The 23,229-nt window shown below is 62.0% G+C and carries 20 protein-coding genes; 10 read left to right on the top strand and 10 right to left on the bottom strand.

Going from position 1 to position 23,229, the window contains the following annotated elements; translation table 11 throughout:
- The first annotated feature begins 56 nt into the window (after positions 1 to 56).
- The gene (locus tag ABD815_RS11515; protein WP_344847275.1) at positions 57 to 947 is read left to right on the top strand and encodes a DMT family transporter; all 891 of its coding nucleotides are present in this window, start codon (positions 57 to 59) and stop codon (positions 945 to 947) included.
- Here the strand turns inward: ABD815_RS11515 and ABD815_RS11510 are convergent.
- Complete coding sequence (locus ABD815_RS11510) at positions 944 to 1,714, bottom strand: DUF2189 domain-containing protein (protein WP_344847273.1); 771 nt, start codon at positions 1,712 to 1,714, stop codon at positions 944 to 946. The two genes, ABD815_RS11515 and ABD815_RS11510, sit on opposite strands and share 4 nt — an antisense overlap.
- A 104-nt stretch (positions 1,715 to 1,818) precedes the next feature.
- Positions 1,819 to 3,321, bottom strand: coding sequence for a divergent polysaccharide deacetylase family protein (locus ABD815_RS11505; protein WP_344847271.1), 1,503 nt, complete (start codon positions 3,319 to 3,321; stop codon positions 1,819 to 1,821).
- A gap of 206 nt (positions 3,322 to 3,527) precedes the next feature.
- On the opposite strand from ABD815_RS11505, the gene ABD815_RS11500 reads away from it, so the two are divergent.
- Together ABD815_RS11500 and trpD are read left to right on the top strand one after the other, a co-directional pair.
- On the top strand, positions 3,528 to 4,115 hold the full coding sequence (locus ABD815_RS11500; RefSeq protein ID WP_344848628.1) for an anthranilate synthase component II: 588 nt from the start codon (positions 3,528 to 3,530) through the stop codon (positions 4,113 to 4,115).
- Positions 4,112 to 5,131: an anthranilate phosphoribosyltransferase gene (trpD, locus tag ABD815_RS11495; RefSeq protein WP_344847269.1), complete on the top strand. Its 1,020-nt coding sequence runs from the start codon at positions 4,112 to 4,114 to the stop codon at positions 5,129 to 5,131. The genes ABD815_RS11500 and trpD overlap by 4 nt, the downstream gene beginning before the upstream one ends.
- A gap of 90 nt (positions 5,132 to 5,221) precedes the next feature.
- Here the strand turns inward: trpD and ABD815_RS11490 are convergent, their stop codons facing one another.
- The 5 genes from ABD815_RS11490 to ABD815_RS11470 all read right to left on the bottom strand — a co-directional run bounded on the left by ABD815_RS11490 (position 5,222) and on the right by ABD815_RS11470 (position 11,649).
- Entirely contained in the window at positions 5,222 to 6,610 is a 1,389-nt protein-coding gene (locus ABD815_RS11490) for a TRAP transporter large permease (RefSeq protein ID WP_344847268.1), read from the bottom strand.
- 5 nt (positions 6,611 to 6,615) lie between these two features.
- Positions 6,616 to 7,305, bottom strand: coding sequence for a TRAP transporter small permease (locus ABD815_RS11485; RefSeq protein ID WP_344847267.1), 690 nt, complete (start codon positions 7,303 to 7,305; stop codon positions 6,616 to 6,618).
- A 103-nt stretch (positions 7,306 to 7,408) separates the two neighbouring features.
- Positions 7,409 to 8,410 (bottom strand): DctP family TRAP transporter solute-binding subunit, encoded by a 1,002-nt coding sequence (locus ABD815_RS11480; protein ID WP_344847266.1) that lies wholly within the window; start codon positions 8,408 to 8,410, stop codon positions 7,409 to 7,411.
- Positions 8,411 to 8,695: 285 nt separating this feature from the next.
- Entirely contained in the window at positions 8,696 to 9,922 is a 1,227-nt protein-coding gene (locus ABD815_RS11475; protein ID WP_344847264.1) for a sigma-54-dependent transcriptional regulator, read from the bottom strand.
- Positions 9,919 to 11,649 carry a sensor histidine kinase gene (locus ABD815_RS11470; protein ID WP_344847262.1) on the bottom strand — a complete coding sequence of 577 codons (1,731 nt, stop codon included), beginning with the start codon at positions 11,647 to 11,649 and terminating at the stop codon, positions 9,919 to 9,921. The genes ABD815_RS11475 and ABD815_RS11470 overlap by 4 nt, the downstream gene beginning before the upstream one ends.
- Before the next feature lie 75 nt (positions 11,650 to 11,724).
- Between ABD815_RS11470 and ABD815_RS11465 the strand changes: the two genes are divergently transcribed.
- The 5 genes from ABD815_RS11465 to lexA all read left to right on the top strand — a co-directional run bounded on the left by ABD815_RS11465 (position 11,725) and on the right by lexA (position 16,366).
- Complete coding sequence (locus ABD815_RS11465; protein ID WP_344847260.1) at positions 11,725 to 12,900, top strand: cytochrome P450; 1,176 nt, start codon at positions 11,725 to 11,727, stop codon at positions 12,898 to 12,900.
- Positions 12,901 to 12,938: 38 nt separating this feature from the next.
- Positions 12,939 to 13,745 (top strand): indole-3-glycerol phosphate synthase TrpC, encoded by an 807-nt coding sequence (gene trpC / locus ABD815_RS11460; protein WP_344847259.1) that lies wholly within the window; start codon positions 12,939 to 12,941, stop codon positions 13,743 to 13,745.
- 3 nt (positions 13,746 to 13,748) lie between these two features.
- Positions 13,749 to 14,225 carry a cyclic pyranopterin monophosphate synthase MoaC gene (gene moaC, locus ABD815_RS11455; protein WP_344847258.1) on the top strand — a complete coding sequence of 159 codons (477 nt, stop codon included), beginning with the start codon at positions 13,749 to 13,751 and terminating at the stop codon, positions 14,223 to 14,225.
- Positions 14,226 to 15,398 (top strand): molybdopterin molybdotransferase MoeA, encoded by a 1,173-nt coding sequence (locus ABD815_RS11450; RefSeq protein ID WP_344847256.1) that lies wholly within the window; start codon positions 14,226 to 14,228, stop codon positions 15,396 to 15,398.
- A 263-nt stretch (positions 15,399 to 15,661) separates the two neighbouring features.
- Positions 15,662 to 16,366, top strand: coding sequence for a transcriptional repressor LexA (gene lexA / locus ABD815_RS11445; protein ID WP_344847254.1), 705 nt, complete (start codon positions 15,662 to 15,664; stop codon positions 16,364 to 16,366).
- A gap of 58 nt (positions 16,367 to 16,424) precedes the next feature.
- On the opposite strand, the gene ABD815_RS11440 is transcribed toward lexA, so the two are convergent.
- The gene (locus tag ABD815_RS11440) at positions 16,425 to 18,575 is read right to left on the bottom strand and encodes a ComEC/Rec2 family competence protein (RefSeq protein ID WP_344847252.1); all 2,151 of its coding nucleotides are present in this window, start codon (positions 18,573 to 18,575) and stop codon (positions 16,425 to 16,427) included.
- Positions 18,576 to 18,655: 80 nt separating this feature from the next.
- Here ABD815_RS11440 and gltX point away from each other — a divergent pair, with 80 nt between their 5' ends.
- Positions 18,656 to 20,074 carry a glutamate--tRNA ligase gene (gltX, locus tag ABD815_RS11435; RefSeq protein WP_344847250.1) on the top strand — a complete coding sequence of 473 codons (1,419 nt, stop codon included), beginning with the start codon at positions 18,656 to 18,658 and terminating at the stop codon, positions 20,072 to 20,074.
- A gap of 261 nt (positions 20,075 to 20,335) precedes the next feature.
- Positions 20,336 to 21,634: a citrate synthase gene (gene gltA / locus ABD815_RS11430; protein WP_344847247.1), complete on the top strand. Its 1,299-nt coding sequence runs from the start codon at positions 20,336 to 20,338 to the stop codon at positions 21,632 to 21,634.
- A 160-nt stretch (positions 21,635 to 21,794) separates the two neighbouring features.
- On the opposite strand, the gene ABD815_RS11425 is transcribed toward gltA, so the two are convergent.
- Both ABD815_RS11425 and ABD815_RS11420 read right to left on the bottom strand, forming a co-directional pair.
- Positions 21,795 to 22,571 (bottom strand): enoyl-CoA hydratase-related protein, encoded by a 777-nt coding sequence (locus tag ABD815_RS11425; RefSeq protein ID WP_344847246.1) that lies wholly within the window; start codon positions 22,569 to 22,571, stop codon positions 21,795 to 21,797.
- 88 nt (positions 22,572 to 22,659) lie between these two features.
- The gene (locus tag ABD815_RS11420) at positions 22,660 to 23,220 is read right to left on the bottom strand and encodes a DUF2087 domain-containing protein (protein WP_344847245.1); all 561 of its coding nucleotides are present in this window, start codon (positions 23,218 to 23,220) and stop codon (positions 22,660 to 22,662) included.
- Positions 23,221 to 23,229 lie beyond the last annotated feature (9 nt).

The following is a 23,229-nucleotide window of genomic DNA, read 5'->3' as shown; positions in this document are numbered from 1 at the left end:
TGGCGTTGTGTTCTGAGGCGGCCATTGGGGCCGCCTTTTTCACGACCGCTGTTTGAATGGTTTTGCCCCTTCCCTCCCCCGACCTTGTCCGCGCGAACCTGCGCGGTGCGGCGTTCATGGTTTTTGCCATGGCGCTCTTTGCGGTTGAGGACAGTTTGCTCAAAGGGGTGGCGGCGCATTTGCCGGTGGGCGAGGTACTGATCCTGTTCGGGCTGGGCGGCAGCATCGTCTTTGCGGGATTGACCGTTATGCGCGGCGAGCGGATTTTTCACCCTGCCCTGCGCCAGCGCGTCATGGCGCTGCGGGCCGTGTCGGAGATCACGGGGCGGGTGTTTTTCACGCTCTCGCTGGCGCTGACCACGCTGTCGGCGACCTCGGCAATTTTGCAGGCGACGCCTTTGGTGGTTGCGGCGGCGGGGTCGTTTATATTCGGCGAACGTGTCGGGCTGCGCCGGTGGTTCCTGATCGGGCTCGGGTTTGTGGGCGTGTTGATGGTGTTGCGCCCTGGCGCGGGAGATTTCTCGGCGCTCTCGATTTTGGCGATTTTGGGGATGCTTGGCTTTGCGGGGCGCGATCTGGCGACGCGGGCGGCCCCTGCCACGCTGTCCTATGCGCAACTCGGCCTTTACGGGTTCGTGCCGTTGATTGTGGCGGGAACGGCGCTCATGGTTTGGCAGGGCGGCGCGGTCATGCCGGTGGCGCGCGATCTGGCGTTGCTCTTGGCCGCCGTCATCATCGGGGTGATTGCCTATACCTCTTTGACCATGGCGATGCGGATGGGTGAACTCTCCGCCGTCACGCCATTTCGCTATTCGCGGTTGTTATTCGGCATGGGGATGGGCGTTGTCGTCTTTGGCGAAACGCCGAGTTTCTGGGACTACGCGGGCGGTGCGGTGATCGTGGTCGCAGGGTTGATGATCATGCTGTCGTCGCGTCGGCGCCGTTAGACCAGCGCGCGCCGGTAGAGGTGCCATGTCGCATGGCCAAACACCGGTAGCGCCACGAAGAGCCCCAGAAACATCGGCACCATCGCCACAATCGTCAGCCCCGCAATCAGCACCGCCCAGACCAGCATCACCAGAAAATTCTGCCGCACGACATCGATCGAGATGATCATGGCGGTCACAAAATCCACCTCGCGGTCGAGAAGATGCGGCAGGCTCGTGACCGTGAGCGCGTAGAGCACAAAGGACAACACCGCGCCGACGGCCAGTTCGACGGCAATCATCGTCATGCCGGTCGGGGTAAAGAAGGCCTCATAGGAGGAGGAGATATTGGTGAGGTTCGAAATCCCCATGAACATCGCGAACAGCATATGGGCGATGAAAGACCAGAACAGCACGTAGATCACGATGATCGCGCCCATCCACGGGATCTGGCGGTCCCGTTCGGCGGCAACCACGCCAAGGATCTGATACCAATCCATCGCCGCGCCGGATTCGATGCGCCGCGAGACTTCGTAGAGGCCGACGCCTGCGAAAGGAGCAAAGAGCGGGAAGGCGAGCGAGATCACCAGCGTCCATGCCAGCGTCCCTGCCCCGAAGGAGACCAGCGCCAATCCGATCCCGACATAGACGGCTGCGAAAAAGATGCCAAAGGCGGGCGCGGTGCGAAAATCGCGCCACCCCGCGACGAGCGCGGCACGCAGATCGGCAAGCGTAAGACGCGCGATATCGGGGATCGGCGAGGCCGCGACTTGATCGGCATCATCCATCTGTGTCTTCCCTCTCCCTAAATCTCAGCGCGCAGCTTTGGCGGGGTGCTAACCGCCCACGAAGTTCACGCCAGAACCCCGCAAAGGTCAAGGACGTGCCGGTTTCACGGCTTGTCAAAGCCATCCGTCGTCTGGTCCCCGTCACGCGCGATGAGGAGCGTCGAGAACGGCACCATCGACACAGAGGCCGCCCGCGTGCCGAGCGCCCATTCGGTGATGGCCTTTAACGTGTCAGGTTTGGTGCGCGCGACGAGGATGATTTCGCCATCCACACCGGCGCGGAATGCGGCCTGATCGAGGAACCGTTTGATGGCATCCGTGTCCTGCCCGCGCCCGTCGATGTCGCGGAACACCAATGCGGCGGGGGTTTTGGCGCGCATGGCCTCCTGTTCGAGCGAATCGAGGCCGCGCTGGTAGGTGAGCAGGGCGTGCCCGCTCTCCTGCGCGGTTGCCACGACCTGTGCGGCGATCTGACGGCGGGATTGGTAGCTGGCGGCGGGGGTGTCGAGGAACCCGATAGCGTGGGGCATCACGTGGCGCACCTCGCCGAGTGTGACGGCGACATCCTGAGGCGATGCGCCATCGGGCAGGCCGACGAGGGCGAGCACTTCGTGGCCCTGCGCGATGAATGCGTCCCCCCGATCGGGCGCCTGCGCGTCGAGCGCATCAACACCGATGGTCACCGCAAATGGCAGGGCAGCGATCATGCCGTCGTCGGGTGCGATATCCCCGGTATCGATCAGCACGATCGACAGGAGCGGCCCGGGACGCGGGGCGTCCACACTAGCCGCGTTTGCGATATAGGCGGGCACTGACGCGCTGGCGGCAGGCTCGGGTGCCGCGAGCGAGGCATTGCCGCCGATGGTGGGCAGACGGGCGGATTTGCGCGCGTCGGTGCGGTCGGTGAAGGCGGTGACGCGTTCACCAAAGGCCGGTTTTTCGGCCGGCTCCGTTGGTGCGGGCTCATCTTTGACGACACCGGGCATCGCCGACTGCGCATCACCCGCGTCGGGGGTTTCCAGTTCGCTCACCCCTTCCTCGGGCTGCGCATCCTCGAGCGGGGCGGGATCGGTGGGCGCGCTGCCTTCGAGAGGGGGCTGAGGCGCGACACGGGTCTGGGTGTCGAGCAGCGGTTGTGGCGCGCGGTCGGGCAGAGCCAGTTCGACCTGAGGCAGGGCATCGCCCGTCGCGGTCTGCGGGGCGAGGCCCTGTGGCGCGGTGAGCGTTGGCGTGTCGGTTGTCGCGGTCTGGGTCTGCGGGGCCGTGCCATCCTGTGGGGCGACGGGGGCACCTTCGCGCGTGGTGATCTGCGGTTTGGGGGCGGCTTCGATGTCCTGCGGCACGGGCGCGGCGTCGCGCGGCGCGACGGTGGTGGCGACATCTGGTTGGGCGCCGGAGCGGTCGGGTTCGCCCGCCGCCCCTTCCGGTTCCAAGTCAGGAGCCGGCGTTTCGCCCGGAAGCGCGCTTTGCGTGACGCCCAGATCGCCCGCCGCAGCGGGTGGATCGTAGGTAATTGTGACCGGTTCGACCACTTCATTGGCAATCGCTATGACGCCGAAGCCCACAACAACACCCCAGACCAGTCCCGTCAGTATCCCGCGCCCCATGGATGCGTGCTCCTCGATCGCCACTCGTTTTTGGCCCTGCGTATGTTTTTGGGATCGTTCGGGGCCTTGCCCTTGACCCTTCGCATGGCTTCATGAACATGTATAGCGCGCCTTCGAGGCGGGATCATCCCCCTTTGACGTGCCATTTCATGCCCGCGCCTGCGGGGCTCACCAGCGACGAAACCAGCGACGAAAGACGGCCGACGATGCTTCTCCTGATCGATAACTACGACAGCTTTACCTACAATCTCGTGCATTACATCGGCGAGTTGGGGTGGCAGGCGAAGGTCGTGCGCAACGACGCGTTGGATGTGCAGCAGGCGATGGCGCTGCGCCCGTCGGGCATTGTGTTGTCGCCGGGGCCGAAAACGCCGACCGAGGCGGGCATTTGTGTGCCACTGGTCCATGCGGCCGCCGATGCAGGTATTCCGCTGTTCGGGGTGTGCCTCGGGCATCAGTCCATCGGCGAGGCCTTTGGCGGTAAAGTCGTGCGCTGCCACGAAATTGTGCATGGCAAGATGGGCGAGATTTCCCACCACAACACCGGCGTGTTCGAGGGCCTTCCTTCGCCGCTTGCGGGGACGCGCTATCACAGTCTGGTGGTGGATCGCGAGACCCTGCCGGAGTGCCTCGAAGTGACGGCCGAACTGGCCGACGGCACCATTATGGGGATGCGCCACCGCACATTGCCCATCGAGGGCGTTCAGTTTCACCCCGAAAGCATCCGCTCGGAACATGGTCACGCGATGCTCAAGACGTTCCTTGACCGTATTCCGACGGAGGAAATGGCATGAGCGATGCGATGAAGCCGTTCATCGGACTGGCAGCTGACCGTCCCCTGACGCGCGGCGAGGCCGAGGCGGCGTTCGAGTTGCTCTTTGCGGGGGATGCCACGCCTGCGCAGGTTGCGGGTTTGTTGATGGCGCTGCGCACCCGTGGCGAAACCGTCGATGAGATCGCAGGTGCTGCCGCGCAGATGCGCGCGGCCTGTGTGAAAGTTCGCGCGCCCGAAGGGGCGATGGATATCGTGGGCACCGGCGGCACGGGCAAGGCCACGTTGCAAATCTCGACCGCCACGGCGTTTTGCGTCGCCGGATGCGGCGTGCCGGTGGCCAAACATGGGAACCGCAAACTCAGCTCCAATTCCGGCGCGGCCGACAGTCTGGGCATGAACGGAATCAACGTCATGGTTGGCGCCGATGTGGTCGAAGAAGCGCTGAATGAAATCGGCATCGCCTTTATGATGGCCCCGATGCACCATCCGGCGATGAAGCATGTGATGCCGGTGCGGCTCGATCTGGGGACGCGTACGGTGTTCAATATTCTAGGGCCCTTGACCAATCCGGCCGGTGTGAAGCGACAACTGACGGGCGCGTTTTCCCCTGCCCTGTTGCGCCCCATGGCCGAAACGCTCGGCGCGCTTGGCAGTGAGAAGGCGTGGCTCGTCCATGGGTCTGATGGCACCGACGAGATCACTGTGACGGGGCCCACGCAGGTGGCCGAATGGCACGACGGGATTGTGACCGAGTTCGAGGTGCATCCCGAACAGGCCGGTCTGCCGGTCTATGCCTTCTCGGAGATCGAAGGCGGATCGCCCGAAAGCAACGGGGCGCGGTTGCGCGCGGTTCTGGCGGGTGAGGAAAGCGGCGCCTACCGCGATGCAGTTTTGTTAAATTCCGCGGCGGCACTATTGATTGCCGGTCGTGTTGAAACGCTGACAGACGGTGTGGCCATGGCGGGCGAGAGTATTGATCGTGGCGAGGCTCTGAACCGGCTCGTCGCATTGGCGGAAATGACCGCGCGCCACTGAAAACCAACGTCGTCTCGAAATATACAAAACCGCCGCGTATTTCCAACGCGGCGGTTTTTTTGTCTGTCGAGGGACTGCATCGCAGTATCGCTAGTTCGTTATGATCTCCGGTCCCATCAATGCCGTAGGCAGGAAGGTCGAGATGATCGGCACGTAGGTGATCAGGATCAGGAAGACGAAGAGGATGGCGAGGAACGGCAGCGCGGCACGTACCACGGCCATCATCGGCATCTGCGCCACGCCGGAGGTCACGAAGAGGTTGAGACCCACGGGCGGGGTAATCATCCCGATTTCCATGTTCACCACCATGATGATGCCGAGGTGGATTGGATCAACGCCCAGTTCGATGGCGATCGGGAACACCAGCGGCGCGACGATCACGATCAGGCCCGAGGGTTCCATGAACTGCCCGCCGATCAACAGGATCACGTTGACCATGATGAGGAACATGATCTTGCCAAAGCCTGCCGAAAGCATCGCGGAGGCGATCTGTTGGGGGATTTGTTCGTCGGTCAGCACATGTTTCAGGATCAGCGCGTTGGCGATGATGAACATCAGCATGACGGTCAGCTTACCCGCATCAAACAGGGTTGCTCGCGTGTCTTTATGCACGAGGGCGTGGAAAATCGCGAAGCGTTTGAAGATGGCCAGCGGGCCGCCTTTTACGCCTTTGAGCGGTCCCATGTCGCGGTAGACGAAGGTGGCCACGAGGAAGGCGTAGACAGAGGCAACGGCGGCAGCTTCGGTCGGGGTGAAAATCGCGCCGGTCACGCCGGGGATGCCATAGATTCCGACCATGATGATGACGATCAACATCAGGCCCCAGAAGGCATCGCGGAACGAGGCCCAGATTTCGGCCCACCCGGCCCATTGGCCTTTTGGCAGGTTTTTGATGCGCGCAATGACGTAGATCGCAATCATCAACATACTGCCCGCAAGAAGGCCCGGGATCACACCGGCGAGGAACATCCGCCCCACCGAGACATCCGTGGCGGAGGCGTAGACGACCATCACGATGGACGGCGGGATCAGGATGCCGAGCGTGCCCGCGTTACAGATGACGCCGGCGGCGAATTCTTTGGAGTAGCCCATTTCGCGCATCGCGGCGATGACAATGGTCCCGATGGCAACCACGGTCGCCGGTGAGGATCCCGACAGGGCCGCAAAGATCATACAGGCAAAGACGCCCGCGATGGCCAGACCGCCGTGGAAGTGACCCACGCAGGCGATGGAAAACCGCACGATGCGTTTGGCCACGCCGCCCGTCGACATGAACGACGAGGCGAGGATGAAGAACGGGATGGCCAGCAGGGTGTAATGGCCTGCCATGGCTTGGTAGAGCGACTGGGCCACCGAGGCCAGCGAGGTGTCCGAGAACGCCAGCAGGAAGATCATGGAGCTCAGGCCCAGAGAGACCGCGATTGGCACACCAATCAGCAAAAGACCGATGATGAGTACGAAAAGTAGGACGACTGCCATGGGGATTATTCCTCGTATTCGCCGCGTTGGATGTGCTCGATCTCTTCCTCGGCCTCATGGCTGACGATGAGCGTGGCCTGTTTACCGGTCACGATACGAATGGTGGCCTGAACGATGCGCAGCAGGATGAGCGCGCACCCGAAGGGCAGGATGAAATAGGGAATGACGCGGGGCAGTTTGTCGTAGGTGTCGCCGTAGTTGATCGCATCTTCGAGCCAGCGGAAAATCCCCAGCATCGGCACCTGATCTGTGGTGTAGAAGGCGCGGTCGCGCACCCCTTCGGTAAAGCCGGTCGGGAACCAACGCCCCTCGGTCGGCTGGAGTGCGGCAAAGGGTGCCCAGTAGTCCCACGCGCCTTTGAGCAGGAGCAGCGCATAGACGACGCAGACCAGTGCGGAGATGATGGCGAGAACCCGTTTGGGACCCGCGGGCAGCATATTCGTGATGGCATCCACACCGAGGTGGGAGGTCTTTTTGAACCCGTAGGAAATGCCGAGCAGGACAAGCCAGGCAAAGAGGATCAGAACGACCTCAAGGCCCCAGATGAAGGATGTGTTGAACACGTAGCGCAGGATCACATTAATGAAGGTGACCAAAGTCATCGCGCCGAGAATGAAGGCGATGACGTTTTCCTCGAGCGCGTCGATGAACCGCCCCGTGGCAGACGTCGGTTGGTTATCCGAATGCTGGCTCATTGCTATCCCCCTGTCCCCTTTTGGCACCCGCGCGCGCGGGATGCGGAGAACGGCCCCCCTACCGCGATGCGCGGGGGGCCGTCCGGTCCTGCAAACGCAAGACTTAGTTTTTGGCGTTGATCGCCTGTGCTGCGGCGATGTTGTCGGCGCCTACGTCGGCTTCGAACTGGGCCCAAACAGGCTTCATCGCATCAACCCATGCCTGACGCTGGTCGGCGTCGAGTTCACGGATCACACCGCCTGCGTCGAGCACGGCCTGACGGTTATCCGCATCGACTTCCGCGATGGCGGCGTTCCGCTCTGCGGTGACTTCGTTCATGATCGTTGCGAGCTGGTCGCGAACGTCTGCGTCGAGACCTTCCCACCAGTCAACCGATGTCACGACCATGTAGTCGAGCAGGCCGTGGTTGGTTTCGGTGGTGCCGTCCTGCACTTCGAAGAACTTCTGGCCGTAGATGTTGGACCATGTGTTTTCCTGACCATCGACAACGCCGGTTTGCAGCGCGCCGTAGACTTCGGAGAAGGCCATCGGCTGTGGCGAGGCGTCGAGCGCTTCCATCTGGGCCACGAGAACGTCGGAGGGCTGAACGCGGAATTTCAGACCGGCGGCGTCGGTTGGCAGGATGAGGGGTTTGTTCGCGGAGAACTGTTTGAGGCCATTGTGCCAGAAACCGAGGCCGAGAAGACCACGACGCACCATGCTTTCCTTCATTGCCACGCCGGTTTCGGAGTTCTGGAACTCATCCACAGCGGCCATGTTTTTGAACATGAAGGGCAGATCGAAGATGCGGAAGACTTTGGTGAAGGTTTCGAATTTGGACAGCGAAGGTGCCGCCATCTGTACGTCGCCCTGAAGCATGGCTTCGAGCACCTGGTCATCGTTGTAGAGCGTGGAGTTCGGGTAGACCTCAACACAGGCCACGCCGTTCATTTCGGCGTTCACGCGCTCCATGAACAGGGTCGCGGCGATCCCTTTGGGGTGTTTGTCGGTGTTGGTCACGTGGCTGAATTTGATGACCATTTCGCCATCGTCACAGGCCGCAAAACCGGCCTGAGCGGTGACAGTAAGAGCGAGCGCCGTTGCGGCGGTTGCAAGAAATTTCATGGATATCCTCCCGTAAGTATCCGTTTTTTAACGAGCAGCGCACGGGATTTTCGATCCCGCAACACTTGGGTGAGACACAACAGCCTGTGAACACATCGATCAAGTGAAAGTCGCGGAGGGGGTTTTGAATTGATTTTTTATATTATTAACAGGCCATTAAGGATCAAACTTCCAGTTGGTGGAAATGCTGCAACGGCATCCTGTGCGACATCCCGCACGCCTGTTAGCGCCATATGTGCGGAAATCCGCACACCACCCCGATTGGTCATCCCGACTCAGGGCGCCTTATCGATAGGCTTCGGCGCGCACGCCGTGGCGGGCGAGTTTGTCGTAGAAGGTCTTGCGCGGCAGTTTGAGCGCCTTTGCAGCTTCTGTGGCGTTGCCGTCATGGCGTTGCAGGGCGGAGATGATCAAAGAGCGTTCCACCTGCGCCAATTGTTCGGCAAGACCGAGTTCCACTTCATGCGCCTCGCCATCGGTCAGCCCCATGGCAAACCGCATCGCCGCATTCATCAGGGATCGCGCATTGCCCGGCCAGTCCTGCGCCATCAGGCGTGCGATCACATCCTGACCGATTTCGGGCACCGGCAGGTCGGATTGCTCGCAGGCAATGTCGACATAGTGGCGAAAGAGCACGGGGATGTCTTCACGCCGCTCGCGCAGGGGCGGGATACGGATCACGGCCGCCTCTAGCCGGTAGTACAGATCGGGCGAAAACCGTCCCTCGCGCGTGGCGCGCCCGAGGTCGCTGTAGGACCCCGCGATCAGGCGCGGACGGTCGTGGTGTTCGAGCAATTCAGTCAGCGCGAATTGCGCAGGCGAGGGCAGCCCTGCGACCTCGTCGAGAAAGACCGTGCCGTCCTTTGCGTCGAGAAAGCCGGCGGTGAGGCTATCGGGAGTCTGCGCGGAGGCGGAGAATTTCAGGAACGGTGCCTGACTGCCCGCCGAGAGCAGATGAATGACCTCGGCCATTTTCGCGGTCCCCACGCCGGGTTCGCCGGTGACGAAGACGTCCGCAGCCGAGCGGGCGACGGCGCGCGCTTCTTCGCGCATGGCGCGCGAGAGCGCAGAGGTGCCCCGTAGCATCCGCGCGGCTGCATCGCCCTGTGCCACCTGCCGTTTCAGGCGGCGGTTCTCCATGACGAGGGCGCGGGTGCGAATGGCCTTTTCGACCACCGCCACAAATTCCTTCGGCGCGCAAGGTTTTTCGAGAAAATCGAACGCCCCCAATGCGATGCCCCGGACGGCCATGGGAATATCGCCTTCTCCGGTGAGCAGGATCACGGGCAGTTCGGGGTCGATGGAATGGGCATAATCGAGAAGAACGAACCCGTCTTTGCCGGGCATACGGATGTCGGACACAATGACGCCTGCGAAATCGCGGCTGATGTGGTCTTTGGCCTCGATGTACGAGCCGACAAGGCGCGGTGCCATATCTGCCAGTTCGAGCGTCTGGCCCAGCGCCTCGCGCACCGAAGGGTCGTCATCGACCAAAAGAACGTCCACCCTCATTCCGCCGCCTCCCGCATCTTGGCCGCTGTCAGGTCAATGGTGAATTCCGCGCCGCCGGTGGGCCGGTTTGATCCGCGAATCTCGCCGCCAAAGGATTGCACCAGCCCGTAGGAAATGGACAGGCCCAGCCCCATGCCTTCGGAGGCGCCGACTTCCTTTGTGGTGTAGAAGGGATCAAAGATCTTGTCCGGCTCGGAAATACCGGGGCCCGTGTCACGCACGCTGAGGCGCACAGGGTCACTGCCGGTAATGTCGATTTCGATCCGCTTTTGCGGGCTGTCGCGCATCGCATCGGCGGCATTGGACAGCAGGTTGACCACGACCTGTTGCAGGCGAACCTCCCCGCCACGCACCCAGACCGGCGCGCCCGCAGTCCAGTCAACGCTCACATTAGCGAGGGCGAGTTTGCCGTCGGTTACTTCGAGGGCGGCATCGACGACGCCGGTGAGGTCGACATCGGCCAGCGTATCGGTTTCCTGACGCGCGAAGGCACGCAGGTTTTTGATGATGCGCCCCATGCGGCGGGCAAGGTCGGAGATGCGCCCGAGGTTTTCGGCCGCTTTTTCAGGGCGGTCGCGTTCTAGAAACGCCTGCGCGTTTTCGGCAAACGAGCGGATCGCCATGAGCGGTTGGTTCAACTCGTGGCTAATCCCCGCCGACATTTGGCCCAGCGCGGTCAGTTTCCCCGCCCGCACCAGATCGGCCTGCGCACGTTTGAGATCACGGTTGGCAATTTCGAGCGCCTGTGTGCGTTTGGCGACGCGGGCCTCCAGTCGTGCGTTGGCCTCTGCCAGAGTGCGCCTGCGTTCGGTGGCAAGGAACAGAAGCGCCCCGAAAGCGAGACATATGGCCGCCGTCAGCCCCGCCTGCAGGGCGGCGAGGCTGCGCACCGGTGCGAGATCGAGCAGGAGTTCCGCCGTCAGACCGATGACCGGACGCGGTTGTGTCAGGTGCAGGGCGCGGGCGGGAATATAGGGGCCCGCGTCCAGCGTGTAGAGTTCATGCCCCCCCACCGTCCGCTTCGCCACCAGCGGGAACCCCGCGCCATCGCGCCCCGTCAGGATCAGTTCGGTGCGATTGGTCACAAAGACCAGCCCGCTCTCATCTGTGAAATAGACCGTGGCGGTTTCGGTGGGCCAGCTCCATTCGACATCGGCCACATCCACGGTGACCACAACGGCCCCCACCGATGGCCCGCCGGGTGAGAACACTGGAGCCGCAAAGACATAGGTGCGTGCGCCGGATGGGTCGATAATGCGCTCTATGCCCAGCGCCCCGTCACCGGCGCGCTCCAGTGCCCTGCCCACGCCATAGGAGCCCACAGAATTGGCGGCCGACGCGAGATTGCGCCCGTCCTCACCGACCACGAAAATCCCCGCCGCGCCGGTTTTGTCGACCATCGCCTGCAGGAGCGCATGTGTCGCCTCTACCGTGTCGCGCGTCTGTCCGCGTTCCAGCACGAGGGAGAGAACCGTTGGATGGTCGGCCAGAAACACCCCGAGATCACGGTGCCTTTGCAGGTCGGTGGTAAGGCGGTCGGCCGCCAGCGTGAGGTCCGCATGCCCGCGTTCGCTGGCCTGATCGAGCTCTGCGCGAAAGGCCACCGCATAGACGCCCAAACCGAAACCGGCCGTGCAGAGCACAAACAGAACCGCCCCGATCAGGCGACGGCGCGCCGATGTGTGGGGTTTGGAGATAGCTTGGGTTTCGGGCGCGGTATTTTCCATTGCAGCGCAGTCTAAAAACTCCCGCTTGCAAAGCAAAGCGCGAAGCGCGAGCGTGCGGGCATGAAGCGCTACAGTATGTCTCCCAAAGACCCCGATTTCGTCCAAAACCCTTACCCCTTTTACGATCGTCTACGTGAAGGCGGGCGCATGGTGTTTTGGGAAGAGTTGGGATTGCCGGTCATCGCGGGTTACGACGGGGTGTCCATGGCGCTGCGCGATTCCCGTTTCGGGCGCCAGCCGCCCGCGGAGTTTGCGCCCGTGATTCCCGCGCATCTGCGGCCCTTTTACGATCTCGAAGACCATTCGATGTTGCAACTCGAAGGGGACACACACAGGCGCCTGCGCGGTCTCGTTCTACGCGCCTTCACGTCACGCCGGATCAAATCGCTGATGCCCGCCATCGAGGTGGTGTGTGATGACCTTCTGGACGCGATGGACGGCGTTGAAAATAGCGAGGTGGATTTCCTCGACGCCTTTTGCCGCCCCCTGCCCGTGCGTATTATCGCCCAGCTTTTGGGCGTGCCCGAGGAGATCTGGCCCGATCTGCTGGCGTGGTCGAACGACATGGTGGCGCTCTACCAACCCCGTGCCACCCCCGCGGTCGAGGCCAAGGCAGTTGCCGCCGCGACAGCGATCTCGGACTACCTGCGCGCCTATGTCGACTCCCGCCGCGCCGCGCCTGCCGATGATCTCATCACCGAGTTAATCGCGGCGGAGGCCGAGGGCGAAAAGCTGACCACGGACGAGTTGATTTCGACCTGTGTCCTGTTGCTGAACGCGGGTCATGAGGCCACGGTGCATACGGTCGGGATTGGGGTGAAGACGCTGTGTGAACACGGGTCGGCGCAGGAGGCGCTCGGCGAAGACGCCATCGACCAGACCATCGAGGAGGTGTTGCGCTACGATCCTCCGCTGCATTTCTTTGACCGCTGGGTCTATGAGGACACTGTGTTCCTGGGCGAAACGTTGAAGCGGGGCGACCGTATCGGGCTGTTGCTCGGTGCCGCCAATCGCGATCCCGACGCATGGGATGATCCCGACCACTTCGATCCGACGCGCAAGATCAAACAGAACACGGCCTTTGGTGCGGGGGTGCATTTCTGCGTCGGCGCCCCCCTCGCGCGGTTGGAATTGCGTGTTGCCCTGCCGCGTCTTTTTGATCGTTTTCCCGACCTGACGGTCACGGCGCCTCCGCGATACGCCGACATCTGGCATTTCCACGGGTTGGAGGACCTGCGCGTGCGCCTTTAGTCTTCTCTTTGGTCCACACGCGCGCTACCAAAGCGTCCATGATGACAGTTCTCGATAAGATAAAAGCCTATAAGCTCGAAGAAGTCGCCGCCGCGAAAGAGGCGGTGCCATTGGCCGACCTTATGGCGAAGGCGAAATCCCAGGAACCGCCGCGCGGGTTTAAAGACGCGCTGATCGGTGCATCCAAAGTGGGATATGGTTTGATCGCGGAGGTCAAAAAGGCCTCCCCGTCAAAAGGTCTCATCCGTCCCGATTTCGATCCCCCCGCGATTGCCGCCGCCTATCAGGCCGGTGGCGCGACTTGTCTGTCGGTTCTCACAGACACGCCATCGTTTCAGGGCGCGCCCGAATTTCTGCGTCAGGCCAAGGCGGCGACGTCGCTGCCGATCCTGCGCAAGGATTTCATGTATGACACCTATCAGGTGGCCGAAGCGCGTGCGTGGGGGGCGGATGCGATCCTGATCATCATGGCCTCCGTCGAGGATGCGCAGGCCCTCGAACTGGAAGCGGCCGCGATGGAGATGGGCCTCGATGTGCTCGTCGAGGTGCATAACGCCGAGGAATTGGAGCGCGCCAGCGTGCTCAAATCGCCCCTGCTCGGCATCAACAACCGCAATCTCAAGACCTTCGAGACGACGCTCGACACCACGCGCGAGTTGTCGCGTCTGGCCGGTCCCGAGCGGTTGCTGGTCTGTGAGAGCGGTCTGTTCACCCGCGAAGACCTCGCGGACATGGCGCAATACGGCGCGCGGTGTTTCCTGATCGGGGAAAGCCTGATGCGTCAGGACGATGTTGCTGCTGCGACGCGCGATCTGATCGCCTCGCCTGTGTCGGGAGCGCTATAGGCCATGGCCGAGCTGACCCATTTTGACGCCGAGGGCCATGCGCATATGGTCGATGTCTCGGGCAAACCGGTGAGTGACCGTGTGGCCGTCGCAGAGGCGTTTGTGAAAATGCAGCCCGCGACTTTGGCCCATATCACCGAAGGCACGGCCAAAAAGGGTGACGTACTTGGTGTGGCGCGGCTCGCAGGGATCATGGGGGCCAAAAAGACCGCCGATCTCATCCCGCTATGCCATCCCCTGCCCGTGACCAAAGTAACGCTGGATATCACGCCTGACGACGCCCTGCCCGGGGTGCGGATTGTTGCGACGGTGAAGACCTGTGGTCAGACCGGTGTGGAGATGGAGGCGCTTACGGCGGTCTCTGTGGCTGCTTTGACGGTCTATGACATGCTCAAGGCGGTCGAAAAGGGCATGGAGATTTCCGGTATCCGCCTGCTGCGCAAAGAGGGCGGCAAATCCGGCACCTATGAGGCGGAGTAGATGATTTCGGTTGAGGAAGCGCTGGCACGGGTGTTTGACCTTTGTGCGCCGGTGGGACGCGAAACGGTGCCGCTGCGTGCGGCGGCGGGGCGTGTTCTGGCCACTGCGGTAACCGCGCGGCGCGACCAGCCACCGTTTTCGGCCTCCGCCATGGACGGTTATGCGGTGCGCGACGCGGATTGTGGCGAAGGGGCTTCCTTTGACGTGGTTGGCACCTCCGCTGCGGGGCACGGGTATTTCGACACGGTTGGCGCGGGCGAAGCGGTGCGCATTTTTACTGGCGCGCCCGTCCCTGCCGGTGCGGATCGTGTCATCATTCAGGAAGACGTCACACGCGACGGCGATCGCATCACGCTCACGGAACCTCTCGGCGCAGGCACTAACATTCGCGCCTCCGGTGGGGATTTCAGCGCCGGTGACACATTCGCACCGACGCGCCGTCTGACGCCGCAGGATGTGACCCTCTTGGCGGCGATGAATATCGCTCAGGTAGAGGTCTATTGCCGCCCCGAAGTTGCGATCATCGCCACGGGCGACGAATTGGTGATGCCCGGAGAAGATCCCGGTCCCTCGCAAATCATCGCGTCGAACAGTTTCGGTCTGGCCGCGATGGTCGAGGCCGCAGGCGGGATTGCCCGCATGTTGCCGATTGCGCCCGATGACCCCGATGGCCTGCGCTATGTGTTCTCGCTGGCTGAAGGGGCCGACATGGTGGTGACCATTGGCGGCGCCTCGGTCGGGGATCACGATATTGTTGGCAAAGTTGCCGAGGAACTGGGGCTCGATCGGGCGTTCTACAAGATCGCGATGCGTCCGGGGAAACCGCTGATGGCGGGGCGCCTCGGGGAGGCAGTGATGCTCGGCCTGCCGGGCAATCCGGTGTCGGCCATGGTCACGGGGCAATTGTTCATGCTGCCCGCGCTCGCCGTTTTGTCGGGACTGGCCGCTGCGACGGCACCGACGCTAACGGCGGTTCTCACGCAGGACATTTCCGAAAACGGGCCCCGTGAGCATTACATGCGCGCGCGGCTCAGCGGGAATGAAATCGCCCCTTTCGAGCGTCAGGACAGTTCTCTGATGTCGATCCTGTCGGATGCAAACGCTCTGCTTAAACGTCCGCCATTTGACCGCGCGCGCAAAGCTGGTGAGACGGTCGACTACGTCCCGTTTTAACCAGTTGTTAACCTCCACAGGCCAAGGCTGAACCCAACAACGCGCCGTCATCGCTTTGATCCGGTAAGCGGAGAGAAAAGTTGACAGATTCAGGGAACGTGGGTAGAACATTGTCAGAACAAAACGGAACTAGCCGACGGATTGTCCGGGTTGCTGCGGGTCTCGACCTTCGGCTCAACCCGACCAAACCTGACCCGTTGCGAAAAATAACAATGATCCGCCAAACCGTAACCTACTGCGGCCCGGCGGCGAGGAGCGAGCAGATGCTGACGAAAAAGCAACTCCAACTTTTGGAATTCATCAACACCCGCATGAACCGTGATGGCGTGCCGCCCTCTTTCGACGAGATGAAAGAGGCGTTGGACCTGCGGTCGAAATCGGGCATCCACCGTCTGATTACGGCGCTTGAGGAGCGTGGCTTTATCCGCCGCCTCGCCCACCGTGCCCGTGCGATCGAAATCGTTAAACTCCCCGAAAGCCTCGGCGGTAACGCCACGCATGGCGGTTTTTCCCCGCGTGTGATCGAGGGCGACCGCCCCAGCAGCCCGCCCCCCGCGCGCGCTATGGAAGTTGCGACAATCGAGGCCGTGAACCTGCAAATCATGGGTAAAATCGCCGCCGGTGTGCCCATCGAAGCTATCGAAGATGCCACCAACCAGGTCGCCGTTCCGGGGTCGATGCTATCGGGGCGCGGCAATCACTACGCGCTCGAAGTCAAAGGCGAATCCATGATCGAGGCCGGTATCAACCACGGCGACATCGTGGTGATCCGCGAAACCTCCAGCGTGTCGGATGGCGATATCGTCGTGGCGATGGTCGAAGGCTATGAAACGACATTGAAACGCTATCGCCGCACCGGCGGGATGGTGGCGCTCGAGGCGGCGAACCCTGCCTTTGAGACACGGATCCTGCCTGCCGAGAATGTCGAAGTTCAGGGAAAGCTGGTCGGCCTGATCCGCAGCTACTGATCGCGACTGACAATTTGATTTTGATGCTGCCGCGTGCCTTCGGGTTGCGCGGCGGTTTCTATTTGCGATCTGCCAGACGGATCGATGTCGGTGTGAGAATGCGCCGTGCGGCCTCTTTGCCCTGCTGGGCGCGCGCGGATCGGGCATCCGTTGCACGTGATCCACGCAAGGCGGGCGTGTTCCAAAGGCGCGTGCCCGCAGTGGCATAGGCTGTATCGAGGACCACGTTTTCACCGGCGAGCGAAAAGGCGAGTGCACCGCTTTTGCGCAGGGAATTCTCGTCAATCAGGAGGCAATCGCGGGGCATGGGCCCCTCCCACATCTGATTGACGATCACGATGTCATGGGGTCCGCATGCCGCATCAACGCGCTCCTGCCACCCCCGCCCTGTGACATGGGCGACGCGAATATCGCCGAGGTGCAGCGCCACAGCGACGCGTTCGGCGGCCCGCGCCTGCACCGGCAAATCGCCGTCGTTTTCGAGCCAAGTGAGGGCAGCAAAACCACTTCCCTTCGGTTTGGAGAGCACGCGACCTTCGGGGCCCATCCGACCGACGAGGCCACCATCACCGGAGACGAGCAGATCGGGACGCCCCTGCATGGACCACAGCAGAAACCCCGCCATCACGGGGATCAGGCCCAATCTCTGCCACCGCCCCCGCCACAGAATGACAAACAGGCTTCCAAGCGCGATGAGCGGCAGGGTTTCGGGTGCCGGGGAGGCCAGCCGAGTGACCGAACCGCCCCAGCCGGACACGGTTTCTGCGACCACGAGGATCCATGCGATAGCAGGTTTCATCACCAAGAACGCCAGGTTCGACAGGCCCAACGGGGCAAGGACGAGAGCGGCCAATGCGGCGGGCATGATGAGGGCGCCCATCAAGGGAACGGTGAACAGGTTGGCCACCAATCCGTAGTCGGCAATGCGGTTAAAATGGGCGGCGGCCACCGGCGCGGTGGCGATTCCGGCGACGGCGGAGGACATGACCAAGGTCACGAACATGCGCAGCCAGGCGGGCCATGTCGCCATGAAATTCAACCGTCGCGACACGCCAAACACCGTGACCAATGCGGTGGTCGCCGCAAAAGACATCTGGAACCCCGGCTCGGTGAGCACCTCGGGGTGCAACAGCAGGATGGTAAGCGCGGCGAGAGCGACCGAGTGCAGAGATATGGCCTGCCGGTCTACGAGGACGGCGGCCAGCATGATCGCGACCATAATAAAGGCGCGCTCGGTTGCGACATTGGCGCCTGAAAGAGCGAGGTAAAAGGCCCCTGCTGCGAGCGCGCCGAGTGCGGCGTATTTCTTGATCGGCCAGTGCAGCGCTGCGCCGGGGATCAGGGTTAGCGCGACACGCAGGGCAAAGAAAACAGCGCCGGTCAGCAGCCCCATGTGCAGGCCGGAGATGGCGAGCAAATGCGACAGGTTGGCGGCGCGCAGGGATTCTGCGGTCTCCTCGGAAATACCGGCGCGGTCGCCGGTGAGAATGGCGGCGGCAAAGGCCCCTTCCTGCCCGCCGATGGCGGCTTGGAGATGGTTGGACAGGCGCTGGCGCACGCGGTGCACCAAGAGCAGCGCACCTTCATCGGTGGGGCCGGCGCGCAGCACCGGAACCCGTGTATAGCCGACCGCGCCGAGTTGATCGAACCACGCCATACGTTGGAAATCGAACCCGCCGGGTTCGGTTGGGCCAGAGGGCGGTGACAAATGTCCGGTGAGCGCGAGCCGCATGCCAGGTTCCGGCGTAAAGCCGGTTTGATCGCCATGGAGCGAAATGCGCACGCGCTTTGGCGTACGCTCAGGGGCCATGTTGCGCAGGGTGACTTGGTCAAAGGTCAGGCGCAACGCGTCAGAGGCAGAGCGGTCGATTTTGATCACGCGGCCTTCGACGGGGCCGTAATAGCGAAATGTCAGAACCGGTTCGCCGATCAGATGGGTGCGCAGTCCGGCGACGGAAAACCCGATGCCGATGGCGAGGAGCGCGATGAGCGGGGGGGCCACATATCCGGGCAACCGCCATGCGAGGAGCGCGCCCGCCAGAGTGCATGCGGCGGCAATCCAGAGCGTCGCACGGGACGGTTCCAAGGGGAGCAAAAAGAACAGGCCGATCCCCATGGCGAGCATAATCGGCAGCCACAGGAATAGACGCCCTCGCTGTGCGTCGAGACCGTCGAGTAGAATGAGCGCTGCTGTGGTAAGGGGGCGCACTCTTGTGTCCTTTTCCGCCATCCCGTAGACCTGCCGCGACAATCATCCACCACCATGGTTAGCAAAGGGTTAATCACCGTATGTCCGATCTCCCCGTCGTCACTCGTATCGCCCCCTCGCCGACCGGAGACATGCACATCGGCACGGCGCGGACCGCCCTGTTCAACTGGCTCTATGCACGGGGTCGCGGGGGGAAATTCCTGCTGCGTATCGAGGACACGGACCGCGCGCGATCAACGCCCGAGGCAACGCAGGGCATTCTGGACGGGATGGCGTGGCTGGGCCTCGATTATGATGGCGACGCGGTGAGCCAGTTTGACCGCGCTCCACGCCACAAAGAGGTGGCGGAGGCGATGTTGGCCTCTGGTGCGGCCTATAAATGTTTTGCGACGCAGGAAGAAATCGAAGCTTTCCGCGAATCCGCCCGTGCGGCTGGCGAAAGCACGCTCTACCGCTCGCCTTGGCGCGACGCCGATCCTGCCACCCACCCCGACGCGCCCTATGTGATCCGCGTGAAAGCGCCGCGCGAGGGGGTCACCGTGATCGCCGACCGCGTTCAGGGCGATGTGACGATCCGCAACGACCAGCTCGACGATATGATCGTGCTGCGCTCTGACGGAACGCCGACCTATATGCTGGCCGTGGTTGTGGACGATCACGACATGGGGGTGACCCATGTGATCCGCGGCGACGACCACCTCAATAATGCTGCGCGCCAGATGTTGATCTATGCCGCGATGGATTGGCCGTTGCCGGTCTATGCGCATATCCCGCTGATTTTCGGGCCGGACGGCAAGAAGATGTCGAAACGGCACGGTGCCACGGGTGTGAAGGAATATCAGGCGCTCGGCTACCCTGCGCAGGCGATGCGCAACTACCTCGCCCGTTTGGGGTGGAGCCATGGGGATGACGAATTCTTTTCCGACGATCAGGCGAAAGAATGGTTCGATCTGGATGGAATCAATAAAGCGCCGGCGCGGTTTGACACCAAAAAGTTGGAAAACATCAGCGGTCAGCACCTGTCGGTGATGGGTGATAGCGCAATCATGGCCGAGCTTGAGGACTATCTGAGCGCAATTGATGCACCTGCATTGAGCATTTCGCAAAAAGGAAGATTGGCCGACGCGATGTCTTCGATCAAAGGCTCTGCGAAGACATTCGGGCAAATCATTGAAAAAGCACGTTTTTCGATCATCGATCTCCCGTTCGACTATGACGAAAAAGCTGCGGCTCTGGCAGGCTCGGTATCCAACGGTATACTGGATGAATTGACGCCGCACCTGCAAAGTGCTAGCTGGGAGCGCGACGCTCTGGAGAGCGCCGTCGGCATGGTCATGGAGGCCCGCGACATCGGCTTCGGCAAGGTTGCCGGACCGCTCCGCGCGGCACTGGCCGGTCGTACGGCAACACCGAGTGTTCTGGACATGATGATGGTGCTGGGCCGTGAAGAAACACTCACCCGCATTGCTGCGTTCCGCGCGCTAGGCACAGCCGAATAACCGGCCCGCCTCGTGTCAGGACCGGCGGCATGCGCCCGGGACAATCGGAATTGTCAGTGTAAAGAATTCGGCCGCAGCGCAAATAGCTTCGGCGGGTACATATGGCAGGAACGGGCGCTAACCCCTTTATGTCATTATTAAATTGCGGCCCCGCGCCGCACACGCCTGCAGATGTCGTCCGGTGAACTGGGCGACCAACTGACCTCAATACGACGCACCCGCGCCCATGGCGCGAGGCCGTCGCAAACCGAAGGAACGACCATGGCAGACACCCAGAAAACCGCGACCCTGACGATTAACGGAGAGAGCCACGAGCTTCCGATCTTTACGCCGACTGTCGGTCCTGACGTCATCGATATCCGCAAACTCTACGCCAATGCGGGCGTGTTCACCTACGATCCGGGCTTTACCTCTACCGCGTCCTGCGACAGCTCGATTACCTACATCGACGGTGAAGAAGGCATTTTGCTGCACCGCGGCTATCCGATTGGCGATTTGGCCGAAAAATCCCACTTTCTGGAAGTGTGCTACCTCCTTCTCTACGGTGAACTGCCAACGGCCGCCCAGATGGAAGATTTCGAGTGCCGCGTGACAAATCACACCATGGTCCACGAGCAGATGCACCGGTTCTTCACCGGCTTCCGCCGCGACGCGCACCCGATGGCCATCATGGTCGGTGTCGTCGGCGCCATGTCCGCCTTCTACCACGACTCCATCGACATCAACGATCCGTGGCAGCGTGAGGTCGCGACGATCCGTCTGATCGCGAAAATGCCGACGCTTGCGGCGATGGCTTATAAATACACCATCGGCCAGCCTTTCGTGTATCCGCGCAACGATCTCGACTACGCGGCCAATTTCCTGCGCATGTGTTTCTCTGTTCCTGCAGAGGAATATGAGGTGAACCCGATCCTCAGCCGCGCGATGGACCGTATCTTTACGCTGCACGCCGACCACGAACAGAACGCGTCTACATCGACTGTGCGTCTGGCGTCCTCTTCGGGTGCGAACCCGTTCGCCTGTATCGCGGCGGGCATTGCCTGCCTTTGGGGTCCTGCTCACGGCGGCGCAAACCAGGCGTGTCTGGAAATGCTGCGCGAAATCGGCACCGTGGATCGCATTCCCGAATTCATCGCCCGCGCTAAGGATAAGAACGATCCGTTCCGTCTGATGGGCTTTGGCCACCGCGTTTACAAAAACTTTGACCCGCGTGCGAAGGTGATGAAGCAGTCCGCAGACGAGGTTCTCGAACTGCTCGGCGTGGAGAACAACCCGACGCTGCAGGTTGCCAAGGAACTCGAAAAGGCCGCATTGGCCGATCCGTATTTCGCAGAGAAGAAACTGTTCCCGAACGTCGATTTCTATTCGGGCATCATTCTCGAAGCGATGGGTTTCCCGACCTCGATGTTCACACCGATCTTCGCGCTCTCGCGTACCATCGGCTGGATTTCGCAGTGGAAAGAGATGATCGAGGATCCGGCGATGAAAATCGGTCGCCCGCGTCAGCTCTACACAGGTGCAAACGCGCGCGAATACCGCAACGTCGAAGACCGCGGCTAAAACTGCCCGTCTTTTCGAAATTGAAAAGCCGCCCTTCGGGGCGGCTTTTTTGTGTGTATGGCAGTGTGACGTGACTTACCCCGTCAGTCTCCCATGCCGAAGGGTGCCGCGGGAGATAAGAGCGGATGGGACAAGCGCCCCGCCCGATCCGCCTAGTGGCCTAGCGGCCTTCGTATTTCGCGGGACGTTTTTCGAGGAAAGCGACGACGCCCTCTTTGAAGTCGCGCGTTTGGCCGCAGTGGTTTTGCAGCTTTGCCTCGAGCGTGAGTTGGTCCTTGAGCGTGTTGTCATAGGACGCATGCAGGGCGTCTTTCACGTGGCGGTAGGCCACGGTGGGACCGTTTGCGAGGTGCTTTGCCCGTGCGGCGACATGGCCTGCGAAGAGATCATCTTCGACGCTCTCGTAGATCATGCCCCATTGTGCCGCTTTGTCGGCGGAGATTTCATCGGAGAAGAGCGACATGCCCATCGCGCGGGCGAGACCGACTTTGCGGGGTAGGAAATAGGTGCCGCCCGCGTCGGGGATCAGGCCGATGCGGGTAAAGGCCTGCACGAAGACGGCGCTTTCGGTAGCGATGACCACGTCACAGGCGAGAGAGAGCGACGCCCCTGCCCCAGCAGCCGCTCCGTTGACCGCAGCGATTGTGGGTATCGCGCAATCATGGATGGCGTGCATCATCGGTTCGTATTCATCGCGCAGCGTGCGTTCGAGATCGGCGGTCGCCGCAGTGACGCCATCGCCGAGATCCTGACCGGAGCAAAAGGTTTTCCCCGATCCCGTGATGACGAGCACGCGGGCCGTTTTGGGCGCATCGCGCACGGCATGCGTGATTTCGGCACGCATTTGCGTGTTCAGCGCGTTGCGCACATCGGGACGGTCTAGTGTCAGTGTCGCGATGCCGTCGCGGCTCGAAAAACGGATGGTTTCATAATGCATATGCGTTGGGCTCCCTCGCCGGTGTGGTTTCAAGATAAGCACGCCACCGGCAAGGGGAAGGGGAACGCCCCGTCACGGGCGAAAAAACTCAGATCCCGTAAAAGGACGAGACGCGATCGGGGGCCTCCACGGCGCGATCCCGGCGGGCCTTGACCGCGCGAATGACGGCAAGCGCGGTGGCATCCGGGCGCGCTTCGAGGCGGACGTAGGATGATCCGTCAATGGTGCGCTCCAACAGGCGATCCTCGACGAGAGACCGCCGGATTTGCGCGGCGTCCCTAAAAGTCGTCATGTCGTTGAAGAGGGACGAGATTTCGCGTTCCGAATAAGTTTTGCGAGGCGGTATTTGCGCCCAGAGCGCCCAGAGGCAATGTTGGCGCACTTTGCGTTTGGTTGACCAATCCGTCATGCGGCCCTGATCGTCAAAGCGCGACATGGCGCGCGTAACGGCGCGCCCCTCGACAGGCTCGATAGGCGGTGCGCCTTCCTGAGTGGCTTTGAGGTGTTGGTAGTTGCGATATCCCCCTGCCCGCGCGATGGCGTTCAGGAGCGTTTGGTGCGGCGGCGCCGCGTCTGCGAGATCTGCCCTGAGCGCTTTGGCGAAGGCAGATACATCTGGCAGGGTGAGCGAAAGGGTCTCACGAGTCATCGGTCTCTC

Origin of the sequence: Celeribacter arenosi, from assembly GCF_039539485.1 — a bacterium.
GTDB lineage: Bacteria > Pseudomonadota > Alphaproteobacteria > Rhodobacterales > Rhodobacteraceae > Celeribacter > Celeribacter arenosi.
Note: the sequence above shows the minus strand (reverse complement) of the source record. Positions and strands in the feature narration are given on the sequence as shown.

Coding starts and splice junctions, on each gene's coding strand:
- lexA (WP_344847254.1), top strand. CDS start 15,662: ATGCTGACGAAAAAGCAACTCCAACTTTTGGAATTCATCAACACCCGC.
- ABD815_RS11450 (WP_344847256.1), top strand. CDS start 14,226: ATGATTTCGGTTGAGGAAGCGCTGGCACGGGTGTTTGACCTTTGTGCG.
- ABD815_RS11480 (WP_344847266.1), bottom strand. CDS start 8,410: ATGAAATTTCTTGCAACCGCCGCAACGGCGCTCGCTCTTACTGTCACC.
- ABD815_RS11465 (WP_344847260.1), top strand. CDS start 11,725: ATGTCTCCCAAAGACCCCGATTTCGTCCAAAACCCTTACCCCTTTTAC.
- ABD815_RS11475 (WP_344847264.1), bottom strand. CDS start 9,922: ATGAGGGTGGACGTTCTTTTGGTCGATGACGACCCTTCGGTGCGCGAG.
- moaC (WP_344847258.1), top strand. CDS start 13,749: ATGGCCGAGCTGACCCATTTTGACGCCGAGGGCCATGCGCATATGGTC.
- ABD815_RS11490 (WP_344847268.1), bottom strand. CDS start 6,610: ATGGCAGTCGTCCTACTTTTCGTACTCATCATCGGTCTTTTGCTGATT.
- ABD815_RS11485 (WP_344847267.1), bottom strand. CDS start 7,305: ATGAGCCAGCATTCGGATAACCAACCGACGTCTGCCACGGGGCGGTTC.
- ABD815_RS11510 (WP_344847273.1), bottom strand. CDS start 1,714: ATGGATGATGCCGATCAAGTCGCGGCCTCGCCGATCCCCGATATCGCG.
- gltX (WP_344847250.1), top strand. CDS start 18,656: ATGTCCGATCTCCCCGTCGTCACTCGTATCGCCCCCTCGCCGACCGGA.
- ABD815_RS11500 (WP_344848628.1), top strand. CDS start 3,528: ATGCTTCTCCTGATCGATAACTACGACAGCTTTACCTACAATCTCGTG.
- ABD815_RS11515 (WP_344847275.1), top strand. CDS start 57: ATGGTTTTGCCCCTTCCCTCCCCCGACCTTGTCCGCGCGAACCTGCGC.
- ABD815_RS11420 (WP_344847245.1), bottom strand. CDS start 23,220: ATGACTCGTGAGACCCTTTCGCTCACCCTGCCAGATGTATCTGCCTTC.
- trpD (WP_344847269.1), top strand. CDS start 4,112: ATGAGCGATGCGATGAAGCCGTTCATCGGACTGGCAGCTGACCGTCCC.
- ABD815_RS11505 (WP_344847271.1), bottom strand. CDS start 3,321: ATGGGGCGCGGGATACTGACGGGACTGGTCTGGGGTGTTGTTGTGGGC.
- ABD815_RS11470 (WP_344847262.1), bottom strand. CDS start 11,649: ATGGAAAATACCGCGCCCGAAACCCAAGCTATCTCCAAACCCCACACA.
- trpC (WP_344847259.1), top strand. CDS start 12,939: ATGATGACAGTTCTCGATAAGATAAAAGCCTATAAGCTCGAAGAAGTC.
- gltA (WP_344847247.1), top strand. CDS start 20,336: ATGGCAGACACCCAGAAAACCGCGACCCTGACGATTAACGGAGAGAGC.
- ABD815_RS11425 (WP_344847246.1), bottom strand. CDS start 22,571: ATGCATTATGAAACCATCCGTTTTTCGAGCCGCGACGGCATCGCGACA.